Origin of the sequence: Paenibacillus profundus (genome assembly GCF_021369635.1) — a bacterium.
Taxonomy (GTDB): domain Bacteria; phylum Bacillota; class Bacilli; order Paenibacillales; family Paenibacillaceae; genus Paenibacillus_B; species Paenibacillus_B profundus.
In genome coordinates this window covers 276,693-291,202 of record NZ_JAJNBZ010000001.1, presented here as the reverse complement: position 1 = coordinate 291,202, position 14,510 = coordinate 276,693, and the positions used below count along the sequence as shown (strand labels likewise).

The window sequence follows — 14,510 nt, the reverse complement described above, 5'->3', positions numbered from 1 at the left end:
TCCTGTTTCAACCGGGATATATTACATATGAGGGTGCCCGCATATATCACCCCCTTGGGCAGACTATGCAGCCTTTGTATTCCACTACCAACATCGGATTGTGATAATATGGAGAGGAGCCTATCCGGCATCATAATCGTATTCAATACGATCCCGGCACAAGAAGAAAGGATGCGCAGCTGTCATGTGTGGAAGATTTACGTTAACAGTTACAGTGGAACAGCTTATGGCTTATTATTCAATCGATTCGAGAGCGGCCATCCCTTTTCATACACCGCGCTACAATATTGCCCCAAGCCAAGCGGTGCTGGCCCTTATTCATGACGGAACGAAGCTGCGGCTCGGCCCGCTGAAGTGGGGCTTGGTTCCCGCTTGGGCCAAGGACGATAAAATAGCATGGCGCACCATCAACGCACGGGCGGAGACGCTGCAAGAGAAGCCGGCATTCCGTCTGCCGTTCGAACGCAAGCGCTGCATCATTCCGGCAGACGGCTTCTATGAGTGGAAGCGCCACGCGGACGGCACGAAGCAGCCGATGCGCATCGTCCGCAAGGACGGAAAGCTGTTCAGCATGGCAGGATTATATGATACGTGGCTGAACGCCGAAGGGGAAAAGGTAAGCACGTGCACCATCATTACGACGGAGCCGAATGAACTGATGGCCTCCATCCATGATCGGATGCCCGTCATCGTTCCGGAGGAGCAGCTGTCGTTCTGGCTTGACCGCCGCATCACCGACACGGGACAGCTTCAATCCGTCCTCCGCCCTTATTCTGCGGCAGAAATGGAAGCTTACCCGGTGGATGCGAAGGTAGGCAATACGCGAGTAGATGACCCAACCTGCATCCAGACGCTGTAACAGCCTATTAAGATTAAACACGAAACAAATACGGGGAGAGGGTATCCGCTGGGAGAACTGGCATTCGTCTTTGAAGCGAGTCATCCCCCACACAGTCTCATCCCAATGACTTGGATTCAACAGCTCTAAGTCGGATACCCCCACCTGCTTATTTCCTAAATCACTTCATTATTCCTCCACCGCCAATGGGACCTTTTATGTCAACATGACCGGCAGCGGGAATCATTCGTTGGCCTGTGCGCGAATGAGGATACGGCTGCTCCGCCATATAAACGTCCCCTTTACCTCATTTTGGATAAAAGTTACTTTTTCGCCTAAAGGTGTAACATCTATCGAATAGCAAAGCATCCACTCTTCATCAATAACGAAATGTTCCGTTCGTGCAATGGCTCATTCAGACTAAAGGGGATCACTTCATCCTGCCCTTGCTTCATTCTCCCCTTTCATCAGGGAGCGGTACGTCCGATCATGACTTTAGATGCTGTCCGCTTAACTGCCAGAGCATGAACCGACGCTCTATAGCATAATATCCATACTTAAACGGCATGAGGCTTATCCTCGACATTACCCTTTCTGACTGTATGGGGGAATAGAGCTAAGCACCATAGACGGAAGCACCGCATCATGTTCTCTGGCTATGAACAAAAAATTATATTTTCGATTCGTTTTTTAATGCGATGAGGGAACTCGTTTGCAGGGGAATGGGTTGCTGCTGTTCTGAACGGTGGGGAGAGTGTGGCAAAGGAGCGAACGGACATACTCTTCTTCAGGAAGGGGAAAGAAACTACAAGGCCATAGAAAAGGTCAAAAAGCCCGGTTCATTGTAGAACCGAGCCGAGCTTTCCTTCACGATAATTGCATTTACCGGAACATCCCCCACAGCTTCAGGAGATGAAACGTGTTGTTCGGGTCAATCTTCTGCGCGATAACGAACTGAATGATCTGCTCTTCCTGCTGTGTATTCAACGATTCGTTCAATGCCTGTGTGATTTTACGCAGCAGGCTGCGCACTGCTGGGCGATTTTGCAAGTCCGCCTTCGTGACTCCATCCAAAATAAGCTTAACGCGCTCTTTTGCTGCCGGATTTTTTAGCTTTTGCTTTATTCGCTCAACTAACTGCGGACTAATGCCGTATTTCACATAACTCATGCGGTGTAACACCTCCGGAACATAAGCTGCCCTTGTCCTTGGGACACAAGCTGCATTAGTTCCAATATATGCCCGCCCGCTTGTCTACTATCCGCCCGTTTTTAGATTTGCCGGAAACGGGATTAATCCAGAAGTTCTCCCTGAAACAGCTGCTCTTGCTGCAGCACATCACGCAGCGGCCCATACTCAGGCGAAGTCCAGAACGCTTCCGAGCGGATAAACGCCGCCGCATCATCTCGCGCTTGCTCCAGCACAGCGAAATCATTCGTCATGTCCGCCAGCTTAAATTCAGGCAGTCCGCTCTGCTTCGTACCGAAGAAATCACCCGGTCCACGCAGTTCCAAATCGCGCTGCGACAGCTCAAAGCCGTCGTCGGTCTCCGTCATGATTCGCATCCGCTCTTGCCCCACTTCCGATTTTGGATCGGCAATCAGAATACAATACGATTGATGGCCGCCGCGTCCGACGCGCCCGCGCAGCTGATGCAGCTGCGACAGACCGAAGCGCTCTGCGTCCATGACGATCATGAGCGTAGAGTTCGGCACATCGACGCCAACCTCGATGACGGTCGTCGATACGAGCACATGCGTCTCAGCGGAGCTGAACGAACGCATCGCTTCATCCTTCTCTGCCGTGGACATGCGTCCGTGAAGCAGGCCGACGCGAAGGTCGGGAAGAGCTTGCTGCATCTGCACATGCACATCGATCGCATTTTGCACGTCCAGCTTGTCCGACTCTTCGATGAGCGGACAGATGATATAAGCCTGGCGGCCTGCGGATACTTCACGACGTATGAAGCCAAGCACCCGATCGAGCATATCGTGCTTTACCCAATACGTCTTAATCGCTTTCCGCCCAGCCGGCCGCTCACGAATGGAGGACACATCCATATCGCCGAACGCCGTAATCGCGAGCGTCCTCGGAATCGGCGTAGCTGTCATCGTTAGCACATCGGGATTCAGTCCTTTGCGCCGCAAAATGCTGCGCTGATTCACGCCGAAGCGATGCTGCTCGTCGGTAACGACGAGTCCGAGCTTGCGATAATGCACGTCGTCCTGAATCAGCGCTTGGGTGCCGACAAGGATGTTAGTCATCCCCATCTGCAGCGCGCCAAGCACATCCCGCCGCTTGCGTTCGGTCAGGCTGCCTGTGAGCAGTCCTACTTCGATATCATGCGGCTCGAACAGCTTCTTCAGCGAACGAAGATGCTGCTCTGCCAAGATTTCGGTCGGTACCATCAGCGCACCTTGGTATCCCGCCCGAACCGCGGCGTACAGAGCGACGGCCGCTACGACCGTCTTGCCGGAGCCTACATCGCCCTGCAGCAAGCGATTCATGCAGGATGGCGAGCGCATATCATGCAATATATCAGTAACCGCCTGCTTCTGGCCTTCGGTCAGTTCAAACGGCAAACTGCGCACAAACTGCCGGACGGTCGCATTGTCGACTTCGTGCGGCACACCGTCTGCACGCTCGCGTGTTACCGCCCGAAAGGCGTGCAGCTTCAATTGGAATAAGAGCAGTTCCTCGTATACCATTCGTCTGCGGGCCTGCTTGCCCTCCTCGACATCGTGCGGCACATGCATCGCCCGTACGGCCTGCTTACGCGGCATTAACCGATAGCGCCGCATGAGCTCGGCCGGCAGCAGCTCCGGAACCGCCTCCCCGAACTGCTGCAGTGCCTGTGCAATCGTCTTGCGCATCCATGTCTGTGTAATCTTGCCGCCCACAGAATACACCGGCTGCAGCGTATCCTTGCGCCCGCCGCCACGGTCCGGGAATTCCGATGCCGATACGGTAAGCTGCATGCGGCGCCCGTCCCACTTGCCGGTTAATACGATATCACGTCCTTGCGTAAGCTCCTCACGCAAATAATGACGGTTGAACCAAGTTGCAGTGACAAGCCATTCATCGATCATCACCTTGCACGTCAGGCGTGATTTGCGGCCAAATCGCTGCAGGACAGGGACGCTCATAATACGTCCTTCAACGGTAACCTTGTCTCCATCCTTCACTTCGCTTAAATGGCGAAGACGAAAATCTTCATACCGAAACGGGAAATAATCGAGCAAATCAGCAACAGTAAAGATGCCAAAGGCGTGAAGCTCTTGTTCTTTCGAAGCGCTCACGCCTTTAATCATCGTTACCGGACATTGTTGAAGATGAATCATGATGACATTCCGTTCACTTTCCTCAAGCGTGCCCTTCATCTGCAGGCCACATGAAGACAGCGCCGACGCCGGTTCCTACATGCGTTCCGATGACGGATCCAATGATCGCATACTCTAAGGAACGTAAGTCGAACGCAGTCCGAACCGCTTCCTTCAATTCGTCTGTTGCTGATTTATCGCTCGTATATCCGATGACTGCGTGCACCGGCTTCCCCGCGAAGTCGCGCCGCAGAAATTCCAGTACGCGCCCCAAGGCCTTTCTATGGCCGCGCACCTTGTCCAACGCGCATACTTCACCTTCACTATCCACAGATAGTATCGGTTTAATGTTGAGCAGTGTACCGAACAGAGCGGCGGCTTTCCCGATGCGTCCGCCCTTTTGCAAGTATTCTAGCGTATCCACCAGAAAATAAAGTTTGCGCTCCTGCTGATAACGTTCAATCATCGCCAATATTTCTTCTTTGGAATGACCGGCTTCAGCCATGCGCGCCGCTTCGACGGCAATGAGCCCGAAGCCGTAGGAGGCAGATTTGGAATCAACAATCGTAATGTCCGCTGCTTCCTCCATCATATTTTTGGCGAGTACAGCGGACTGGTACGTTCCACTTAAGGCAGCTGACAAGTGAATCGAAATAATTTGAGTGTCCGGCTGTTCGTCATTCAACCGTTTGAACACATCCATGAACTCAACTGGCGAAGGTTGGGACGTTGTCGGCAATTGCTTCGCTTTCGCCAACTTCTCATAGAACTCTTCCGCATTGATAGTTACTGCATCCTTATACATTTCATGACCGAAATGCACTTTGAGAGGAACCATTTCAATTCCGTAACGTGCTCGCACTTCATGCGGAATATCCGCGGTGCTGTCCGTTACAATACGGATATGGGCCATACAGAAAATCCCCCCTTCACATTGTCCTTATTCGACGGAAATAATATAGGAATAAATCGGTTGTCCCCCTTGATGCACTTCCACTTCGGCATCCGGGTATTGCTCATTCAGCCACGCGATCAATGCTTCCGTATCTTCTTCACGCGCTTCTTCCCCGGTAAGCAATGTAACGACTTCTCCTCCGTCAGCCAGCATCTTCGTCATCAGTTGCTGCAGCGTATCGTTTACGGATTCGGTCGTCGTTATGATTTTGCCGTTCGCAATGCCCATATAATGACCAGCTTTAATGTCCAAGCCGTCAAGCGTCGTATCCCGAACGGCATATGTCACTTGTCCAGAGATAATATGGCTGATGGCAGCTTCCATTGCCGTCGTGTTTACTTCCAAGCCCTCATCTTCCTGGAACGCAAAAGCCGCGGCTATGCCTTGCGGAATCGTCTTGCTTGGAATGACCGTTACATCACGCTCCACAATCTCGGCCGCTTGCTTCGCTGCCATCACAATATTGGAATTGTTCGGCAAAATATAAATATGCTGTGCCGAAATCGTCTCTATCGCATCGATGAAATCTTGCGTACTCGGATTCATCGTCTGTCCACCTGACAAGACGACGTCCACGCCCAGACTTTTGAAAATATCACCAATGCCTTGACCCATCGCTACAGCAATAAAACCGTAAGGCGCAAGCTCATCGGCCGGTGGATCGACAAGCAGCGTCTCCGCGGAAACTTCAGGCGCAGGAATGTCAGCAAATACCTCTGGCATAGCAGACACTTCCCCGTGCTCGCCTTGAATGATTTCCCGATGCTGCTCGCGCATATTTAATATACAAATTTGTATCAGTTCCCCGTATCCGAGCGCCAGGTCCAGCACTTCACCCGGCTTGCGGGAATGGACGTGAACTTTAACAATGTCGTCATCCGGAATGACGATAATGGAGTCTCCATTTTTCGCAAGCGCTTTCCTGAAAAAATCTTCATTAAATGGCTTAGCGTTGGAACCGTTGCGAGAACGGTCAATAAAAAATTCCATATCATATAAAAACTCGATATCTTCCGTATGCAGCTTGGCCTGTGCAGAAATTGGAGCTTCATGCGCAGGCGCGACTGCAGCCGGCTTCTTCACCTGAACGGTTACCGGAGCAGGAGCCGCTGTCTCGTCAAATACGCCGTCTTCCGATTCAAGCACGCTTAAGAAGCCTTCGTAAATGTATACTAAGCCTTGTCCACCCGAATCAACCACCCCGACTTGCTTCAATACGGGCAGCATATCTTGTGTCTTGCTTAGCGTTTCATTCGCTTTAGCTACCACTTCACGCATGAAACCGACCAGGTCCGGCGTCCGGCGGGCTATATGAACCGCATGCTTGGCCGTTTCTTTCGCGACGGTCAGAATCGTGCCCTCGACAGGCTTGACGACCGCCTTATATGCCGTATCCACGCCGCTCTGCATAGCATGCGCGAATTGGACTGAATTCACTTCGTCATGGCCGGCTACTCCTCGGCTGAAGCCGCGGAATAATTGGGACAAAATAACACCCGAGTTCCCCCGAGCACCCATAAGCAGCCCTTTAGACAACACCTCCGCCGTTTTGGCGATAGACGTTGATATTTTTGCTTTCATTTCCGTAATGCCAGCGGTCATCGTCAAGTTCATGTTCGTTCCCGTGTCCCCATCCGGTACCGGAAAAACATTCAACGAATTGACGTATTCAGCATGGCGATGGAGCGAATCAGCACCGCCCAGCACGATATTGGAAAATTGTGTTCCATTTAAAGAACGCTTGTTCAACGAATATTCCCCTTCCTAGCTTGATACACGCACGTCCTGCACAAAGATGTTCACTTCGTTCACGGTGAGACCGACTACTTCATTCAGCACGTATTTCACCTTCACTTGAATGTTGTGCGCCACTTCGGAGATCTTCGTCCCGTAACTAAGGATAATATATAAATCTATATGTAGCGCATCCTGTTCCTGGCGTACTTCGACACCACGCGACAAATTTTCACGTCCAAGCAGTTCGGCAATGCCGTCCTTTAATTGCTTGCGCGAAGCCATGCCCACAAGTCCATAACATTCCATTGCCGCAGATCCGGCGATGACCGCTATGACTTCTTCGGAAATACTCACTTTTCCGAAATCGGTATCCAATTGGATGGTCATGGTTCGTTCCACTCCTTTTTTTTGAGTATTATGGACTAATCAATATTGTACTATAATAGAAAACATAAATAAACAAAGTTTTTGATTCAGTTGACGGGGGATTTTAGAATATGATATCATATTTAAGTATTTAATTGTATGCAGTAGTGTTGCTTTGGGATAAGGAGGTGTTAGGCATGGCTCGCAAATGTTTTGTAACGGGGAAGAAACGTGGCTCAGGTAACCACGTATCGCACGCGAACAACAAAAACCGCCGCTCTTGGGGTGTAAACGTGCAAAAAGTTCGCATTTTGGTTGATGGTAAACCAAAACGCGTCTACGTGAGCACGCGCGCATTGAAAGCAGGTAAAGTGACTCGCGTCTAATCCCATGGATTATATAGAAAGAGCACCTGAACGGTATCAGGTGCTTTTTTGATCGTGGGAGAAAGTACAGTTGCTGCTCTGATGAGAAGTTGTCTTATCACTTCAGCAAGCTTCTTGCAGAAGCAGGCGCTGAAAATGACGATTCATCTTGCAGAAACGGTCCGTCCTTTCAACAAGGACGGCCGGGCCGTTTCTACTCGCGACCGGAACCCGTCATAAGCATTTCTTCTGCTAAGCTATGTCCCGCTCCCGCTCGGGTGCTATATCGTTAGGATGGATGATTACGGATTCAGCAGAATGGCCGCCGGGAGTGTCAGTTTTTTTGAAACGTATTTAATATCGCCTTGACGAAACCTCCTAAAAATTTCGGCAGCTTAAATGTATAAAACTTCATCTTCCACCCTCCTCGTCGTTCTCATCCTACCCCGCCCGGAATCAATAGCCGGCCCTTTTTTGTGAACCATAGAAATAAAAAAGGCTACATGAGAGATCTGTGCTCATGTAACCATCATATGCCGCAGCCGTATCATCTATGCAAAGCGAACAAGCCCGTTTCCATCTTTAGTTTATGCAGCAGGCGCAGGCATTTGCTGCATGTAAATGGCCATGGACATCACAAAGACAAAGACGAAGTAAAACAAAATCGCCAGCAAGATAAAACCGATACGCATTCCTTTCGTTTCATAGCGTTTGAAGAAACGAATACCTAAAAACAAAGCGCCTAACGAGCAAACCAAGTTAAGCGGCAGCTTCAAAAACGCATACATGCCTACCAATGATCCGCACACAAAACTGTACAGCACGAGCATCAGTCTCGTTCTCCACATCGTTCATCTCCCCTTTTCCGTCCGGCCCTGCCTATCGTTCAATGAGGATCTCTATTTTACCGCAGCTGCTCGTCGTATCGCTTGAATCGCAGCAGCGCGATCATGTGCGCCATATACCGCACTGCCGGCCACGAGCACGTTAGCCCCCGCCTTCACGGCAAGCGGAGCGGTATCCGCCGTAATGCCTCCGTCCACTTCAATAAACACATCGCGGCGTCCCCGCGCGTTCAGTTGCTCACGCAAGCGGCTGATTTTATCCGTCATCGATTCGATGAAGCGCTGTCCCCCAAAGCCAGGATTGACCGTCATAATCAGGATGAGATCCACGTCATCGAGAATTTCTTCGATGCAAGACAAAGACGTTGCCGGATTTAAAGCAACTCCCGCCTTGGCACCGCTTTCTTTAATCTGGTGTACAACCCGATGCAAATGGGGGCATACCTCCGCATGCACCGTAATGAAATCCGCACCCGCCTTGGCGAAGGCAGGCACGTATTTTTCCGGTTCCACAATCATGAGATGAACGTCGAGTGGCAGCTTCGTATGCGGGCGGATCGCTTCCACAATGATGGGCCCGAGCGTCAAATTCGGCACGAAGCGGCCGTCCATAGCATCAACATGAATCCAATCAGCACCGCCTTGCTCCACATCGCGGACTTCTTCACCCAGCTTGGCAAAATCGGCTGATAAAATGGAGGGGGCGATCTGAACGTTCTCAATCTGTTTCATGCTAGTACCTCCGTTTTTTGTCTTTCATTTCTTCAAAAAATAGTACGTAATGCTCGTAGCGTGTCTTGTCAATCTGACCATTCGCTACCGCTTCCTTCACCTGGCAGCTAGGCTCATGAATATGGGTGCAGCCACGGAATTTGCAGTTTTCCGCATAGGAATGAAATTCACGGAAGCACGTTCCCAACTGCTCCACGCCAAGTTCGAGAAAATCAAGCTGGCTGAATCCCGGCGTATCAGCGATATAACCGCCGTGGGGCAACTGCAGCAGTTCGACATGACGCGTCGTGTGCTTTCCGCGCCCCAAACGCTGGCTGATTTGATTCGTTTCGAGCTGGATGCCCGGAATCATGGCATTCAATAAGGAAGACTTCCCTACGCCGGATTGACCCGCGAAGACGCTAATGTCTTCAGTCAGCTTGTCCGCTAACCGCTCATAGCCGTAACCGCCTGCGGCGCTTGTCGGTATGACATCATAGCCGATACGGGCATACACTTCTATGATATGCTCCATATCCTTGCCGACCGCAGCAGCTTCCGCTGGCGGAAGCGTCTCGATAATATCCCATTTCGTCAGCACGATAACGGCATCTAAACCGGCATGTTCAATATGTACGAGAAACTTATCCAGCAGTTGACGGTTCAAGACCGGCTCTACCACAGAGAACACGAGTGCGGCAAGCCCCACATTGGAGATCGGTGGACGAATCAACTCCGTTACACGCGGTTCGATTTCGTCTACCGTCCCTTCCCCGTTCTCTGTCATAGTGAAGATAACGCGGTCCCCAACGAGTGGGGACACGCCTTTCTTCTTAAATATTCCTCGGGCACGGCATTGGATCGTCTGTTCGATAGATCCTTCTTCCGGTTGAATGTAATAGTAACCGCTCAGTGCCTTTACGATCAAGCCTTTTGGCATGCAATATCCTCCAAGGTCTTATCTACCCCAATCCGATTATTCATTTTCATCATCTTCATTGTCCGGGTTCTGACGATTGTGTCTGTCCTTCCACGGATTCTTGTCCTTGTTCTTGTCCTTGTTCTTGCCCTTCCCCCTCACCTTCAACTCGCCTGGCCAAGGGGTCGTCAATCTCAGGTATCGGTACATTACCCTGCTTCGCATCGATGTAGGATATCGGATACGTATCAAGGAATGTGCCGTCACGGTAAACAAGGACGACCCCATCTTTATTTGGTGCTAGCACAAGCTCTACGTTGAGTACTTGGGAGGATTTAATCTTCTCAGTGCCCCATTCCATGTTCTCTCCACGCGCATCAGTATACACAATTCGTATCGTACTGTTCTTTCCTTCTTCCTTCGGAGCTACCGGGAGAGGTAAAGTATAATTCAGCGCTTCCGGAGGGAAACCGGAGCTTACATAAATTCTCACTTCCGACCCTTTAGACACGGGATCGTTCGGTTCGAATGGCTTTTGCATAAATACTTGCCCTTGCGGCTCGTAACTCGGCTCTTCGACAATGCCGTCTTTCGCCAGCTTCAATTCGTTCGCTTCAATCTTCGCTACCGCCTCATCTTTCGTCAAGCCAACCAAACTTGGCATACCGAACGATTCTTTTCCTTTGCTGACGGTAAACTTAATCGAAGCTGTCTTCGGATCGACCTGAGAATTCGGCTGCGGCGACATTCCGACGACGACACCCGGTTCAGCATCATCGTGATATACTTCATCCTTCGTTATACGCGTACTCTCGAACCCGAGCTCGACCAACTGCTGCACCGCCGTCTCGAACGGCTTGCCCGCATAATCCTGCAGCGAGACAAGGGGTGTCCCCTCACTGACATACAGACGTATGGTCGATCCTTCTTTGACCCTGGTGCCTTCCGACTTGCTTTGGTCAAAGACGATCCCTTTTTCGAATCCTTCTTTATGCTCGTAAACGATAGGATCCTCCACTTCGAGTTTATATTCCTTCAACTTGTCTTTCGCCGCTTGCTCCGTCAAATTAATGAGATTCGGCATGCTCACATCTTTAACGACAAGCAGGCTCTTCACATAAAATACGACACCGACCATAATTGCGAGAAAGAGCAGCGTCACCCCAGCCCAAATGGCTGGCTTTACCCAAGACTTGCGCGTCTTCGCTTCTGCCACAGCAGGCGAAGGGGCCGGCGAACCTGCCGCACCAGAGTTGGAAGAAGCGGCATAGGTGTCATACTCCTTGGGTGCGCTTTTCTCCATCGGGCGAATCGCAGGCATCACTCTCGTTTCCTGTTCATCGTCAAAGGGTACGCGCGAAACAAATGTCAGCTTCTGCTCGTGTGCCCGTTCAGCAGACAAACACGTTTCCAAGTCTCGCATCATTTCCGCAGCCGACTGATAACGCTCTGCTGGATTTTTGCGCATCGACTTTAAAATAATGTTCTCTACGCTTTGCGGAATATGAGGGTTGACGAGCCGCGGCTCATCAAACGGTTCCTGCAAATGCTTGAGCGCGACACTAATCGGGCTTTCCCCTAAAAACGGAAGTTTGCCCGTAAGCATTTGATACAGCACGATGCCAAGAGAATATAAGTCGGATTTTTCTCCGGTCAACACTCCTTTGGCGTGTTCGGGTGAAAAATAGTGCACCGAGCCTACGACGGAACCTGTTTGTGTAATCGTCGAGGAGGTGACCGCGCGCGCGATTCCGAAATCCGTTACCTTTACACGGCCATTTTTCCCGATAAGAATGTTATGGGGTTTAATGTCACGGTGAATGATTCGGTTCTGGTGGGCATGCTCCAGCGCATCGCAGATTTGAATGGAAATACGCACTGCCTCTTCCGTCTGCAGCGGCGCCCGTTCCTGAATAATTTCGTTTAAGTTATGACCTTCGATATATTCCATGACGATAAAATGCGTATCCTCTTCTTGTCCCACATCATAAATGCTGACCACATTCGGATGGGATAAGGAAGCAGCAGATTGGGCTTCCCGTCGAAAACGGCGGATGAATTCCTCATCATGCACGAATTGCTGACGCAACACTTTGACCGCAACATAACGGTTAAGCAAATTGTCGAGCGCTTTATAGACAAGCGCCATTCCGCCTCCGCCGACACGTGCAATAATTTCATAGCGCCCGGCTAATGTAGTTCCAATCACGAGTTCCACCCCTCTTCCATGGTGCCGGACTCGGCCTGCTCCAACAGAACGATCGTGATATTGTCGTCTCCGCCAGCATCGAGTGACTGCCCTAGCAAACGGTCTGCTTTCGCTTCGAGCGGAAGAGAAGGATCGATGACGGCGCTCCATATTTGATCGGAATTCATCATATTGGTCAAGCCGTCGCTGCACAGCAGGAGATACTGTCCGCTGCCGAGCGTAATCGGCTTCATATCCACCTCAACCTGCGCGTCTGTTCCGAGCGCACGGATGAGCACATTCCGGCGTGGATGCCGCATCGCTTCCTCCGGTTCAATCTGACCGTTCTTCACCAGCTCATTCACGAGCGTATGATCCTCTGTCAATTGAAGGATGCCTTGGCGATCGACAGAATAGGCCCGGCTATCGCCGATATGTCCGATATAACCATTGCACTGCGAATGGTCAAATAAGGCCGCAACGATGGTTGTTCCCATGTGATAATACTTTTCATCCTGTGAGGCAATATGAAATATTGTTTGATTGGCGCGCAAAATAGCAGCTTCCAGCGCACGTTCCAACTGGTTGGCCTGCAAATCCTGCGGCAGCGCAGAGAGCTCAGACACTACGGTCTCCACCGCCAAGCGGCTTGCTATATCACCAGCTTGATGACCGCCCATCCCGTCGGCCACAATGGCCAAGCAGTAGCCGTTATCAAGCACAGCAACGTATGCACGGTCCTCGTTCACTGCGCGTACACGTCCGACATCGGAACGATGCACAGCTTTCATTCTAACTCACCTCGCCTTAGACTCCATGTGCTTCGCACGCAACTGACCGCATGCTGCTGCAATATCATGTCCTTGCTCACGGCGAATCGTAGCATTGATTCCCCGATCCTGCAGCGCGCGGTGAAACTTAAAAATATCATTGCGCGGGGTGCGGACATAATCCCGCTCCGGCACATAGTTTACCGGAATGAGATTGACGTGTGCCAGCATGTCCATCCGCTTCAGCACATCTGCCAACTCCTCCGCTTGTTCCACTTTGTCATTGACGCCACCGATGAGCGCATACTCGAACGTAATGCGCCGGCCGGTCTTATCCTGATAGTACTTGAGTGATTGCATCACTTCCTCAAACGGAAAGCGGCGATTGACCGGCATCAGCTTGGAGCGGAGCGCATCATTCGGCGCATGGATGGAGATCGCCAAGTTAATCTGGGTGTCCTCATCCGCGAACTTGTAAATGCTCGGCACGATGCCGCTCGTCGACACCGTAATGTGCCGCTGGCCGATATTGAGCCCTTTTTCATGAATCATAATGCGAAGGAATGCCATGGTCGCATCGTAATTCTCGAAAGGCTCCCCTGTCCCCATGATAACGATACTGCTGACGCGCTCATCCGTTTCATCCAATATCTTCTGCGCGGCGACCACTTGGGCCACAATCTCTCCGGCAGTCAGGTTCCGCTTCAGCCCGCCAAGCGTGGAGGCGCAGAACGTGCAGCCGACGCGGCAGCCGACTTGTGTCGTTACGCAGATGCTGTTCCCGTAGTTGTGCTGCATAATTACGGTTTCGATAGCATGGTCATCATGCAAGCCGAATAGAAATTTATACGTTCCATCCTGCGATTTCATGTGTGTAATTTCTTTCAGAGTCACAAATTGATAATGCTCCTCCAGCTTATCCCGCAGCGATTTGGACAGATTGGTCATTTCGTGAAAATCATTGATTCGCTTGACATAGAGCCAATCAAATATTTGTCCGGCGCGAAATGCAGGCTCGTTCTGCTCCTTTAGCCACTGCTGCAGCTGTTCAAAAGTTAAATCGTATATAAATGGTTTCATGTGTCTGTCCAACCTCTCAATTCTTAACTCGTCATGCAGTCGATCTATTTTACCACAAATGGCAGTCATGCTAAAAGCCATAGCTTGGAAGCCAGTCCCAGAGCGGATCACGCACAACAAAAGCCACAATATTCAGGAGAATTCTCTTGAACATTGCGGCTTTGGATTTGAATAGAAGTGCGTGTTCAAAAAGGTCACTTTTTAGCACCGGGAAGTACAGGTTTTCGCAGGAAAACAACTTCGGAAGCATAGGCTCTTCAAGAGTGAATGCAAGATTCGATGTCGAATCACATCTTGGGATGCCTGGTATTAAAAAATGGACTTTTTGCAATACCTCTATAAGCCTGCTCAGGAAGAAGGCTTTCGTGGCATGCCTGAAGACTGTTCCGCTCTGGACTCCGCGTTCCGACGCCTGC

At 50.8% G+C, this 14,510-nt stretch carries 15 protein-coding genes; 3 read left to right on the top strand and 12 right to left on the bottom strand.

All coding sequences use genetic code 11. The features are described 5' to 3' along the window. Window positions 1-184: 184 nt before the first annotated feature. Entirely contained in the window at window positions 185-859 is a 675-nt protein-coding gene (locus tag LQV63_RS01320) for an SOS response-associated peptidase (RefSeq protein WP_019424883.1), read from the top strand. An 861-nt stretch (window positions 860-1,720) separates the two neighbouring features. On the opposite strand, the gene LQV63_RS01315 is transcribed toward LQV63_RS01320, so the two are convergent. The 5 genes from LQV63_RS01315 to LQV63_RS01295 form a co-directional block, all read right to left on the bottom strand. Then, on the bottom strand, window positions 1,721-2,008 hold the full coding sequence (locus LQV63_RS01315) for a stage VI sporulation protein F (RefSeq protein ID WP_019424882.1): 288 nt from the start codon (window positions 2,006-2,008) through the stop codon (window positions 1,721-1,723). A 122-nt stretch (window positions 2,009-2,130) separates the two neighbouring features. Further along, window positions 2,131-4,179 carry an ATP-dependent DNA helicase RecG gene (recG, locus tag LQV63_RS01310; protein ID WP_083858991.1) on the bottom strand — a complete coding sequence of 683 codons (2,049 nt, stop codon included), beginning with the start codon at window positions 4,177-4,179 and terminating at the stop codon, window positions 2,131-2,133. Window positions 4,180-4,201: 22 nt separating this feature from the next. Next, window positions 4,202-5,071: a DegV family protein gene (locus tag LQV63_RS01305; RefSeq protein WP_019424880.1), complete on the bottom strand. Its 870-nt coding sequence runs from the start codon at window positions 5,069-5,071 to the stop codon at window positions 4,202-4,204. A gap of 27 nt (window positions 5,072-5,098) precedes the next feature. Beyond that, a complete protein-coding gene (locus LQV63_RS01300; protein ID WP_019424879.1) occupies window positions 5,099-6,862 on the bottom strand; it encodes a DAK2 domain-containing protein in 1,764 nt (587 codons plus the stop codon). Window positions 6,863-6,877: 15 nt separating this feature from the next. After that, window positions 6,878-7,237: an Asp23/Gls24 family envelope stress response protein gene (locus tag LQV63_RS01295; protein WP_019424878.1), complete on the bottom strand. Its 360-nt coding sequence runs from the start codon at window positions 7,235-7,237 to the stop codon at window positions 6,878-6,880. Window positions 7,238-7,413: 176 nt separating this feature from the next. On the opposite strand from LQV63_RS01295, the gene rpmB reads away from it, so the two are divergent. Together rpmB and LQV63_RS01285 are read left to right on the top strand one after the other, a co-directional pair. Next, window positions 7,414-7,602, top strand: coding sequence for a 50S ribosomal protein L28 (gene rpmB, locus LQV63_RS01290; protein ID WP_019424877.1), 189 nt, complete (start codon window positions 7,414-7,416; stop codon window positions 7,600-7,602). A 54-nt stretch (window positions 7,603-7,656) separates the two neighbouring features. Next, window positions 7,657-7,821, top strand: a complete 165-nt coding sequence (locus LQV63_RS01285) for a hypothetical protein (protein WP_233695391.1) — start codon at window positions 7,657-7,659, stop codon at window positions 7,819-7,821. A 94-nt stretch (window positions 7,822-7,915) separates the two neighbouring features. On the opposite strand, the gene spoVM is transcribed toward LQV63_RS01285, so the two are convergent. From spoVM to rlmN, 7 genes are all read right to left on the bottom strand, one after another. Continuing rightward, complete coding sequence (spoVM, locus tag LQV63_RS01280; RefSeq protein ID WP_019424875.1) at window positions 7,916-7,996, bottom strand: stage V sporulation protein SpoVM; 81 nt, start codon at window positions 7,994-7,996, stop codon at window positions 7,916-7,918. 172 nt (window positions 7,997-8,168) lie between these two features. Further along, complete coding sequence (locus tag LQV63_RS01275) at window positions 8,169-8,429, bottom strand: hypothetical protein (protein WP_019424874.1); 261 nt, start codon at window positions 8,427-8,429, stop codon at window positions 8,169-8,171. A 51-nt stretch (window positions 8,430-8,480) separates the two neighbouring features. Beyond that, complete coding sequence (rpe, locus tag LQV63_RS01270) at window positions 8,481-9,158, bottom strand: ribulose-phosphate 3-epimerase (protein WP_019424873.1); 678 nt, start codon at window positions 9,156-9,158, stop codon at window positions 8,481-8,483. Window position 9,159: 1 nt separating this feature from the next. Then, the gene (gene rsgA, locus LQV63_RS01265; RefSeq protein ID WP_019424872.1) at window positions 9,160-10,077 is read right to left on the bottom strand and encodes a ribosome small subunit-dependent GTPase A; all 918 of its coding nucleotides are present in this window, start codon (window positions 10,075-10,077) and stop codon (window positions 9,160-9,162) included. A 55-nt stretch (window positions 10,078-10,132) separates the two neighbouring features. Next, complete coding sequence (gene pknB, locus LQV63_RS01260; RefSeq protein ID WP_019424871.1) at window positions 10,133-12,265, bottom strand: Stk1 family PASTA domain-containing Ser/Thr kinase; 2,133 nt, start codon at window positions 12,263-12,265, stop codon at window positions 10,133-10,135. Beyond that, window positions 12,262-13,035: a Stp1/IreP family PP2C-type Ser/Thr phosphatase gene (locus tag LQV63_RS01255; RefSeq protein WP_233695390.1), complete on the bottom strand. Its 774-nt coding sequence runs from the start codon at window positions 13,033-13,035 to the stop codon at window positions 12,262-12,264. The genes pknB and LQV63_RS01255 overlap by 4 nt, the downstream gene beginning before the upstream one ends. 6 nt (window positions 13,036-13,041) lie before the next feature. Beyond that, window positions 13,042-14,094 (bottom strand): 23S rRNA (adenine(2503)-C(2))-methyltransferase RlmN, encoded by a 1,053-nt coding sequence (gene rlmN, locus LQV63_RS01250; protein WP_019424869.1) that lies wholly within the window; start codon window positions 14,092-14,094, stop codon window positions 13,042-13,044. Between the last annotated feature and the right edge of the window lie 416 nt (window positions 14,095-14,510).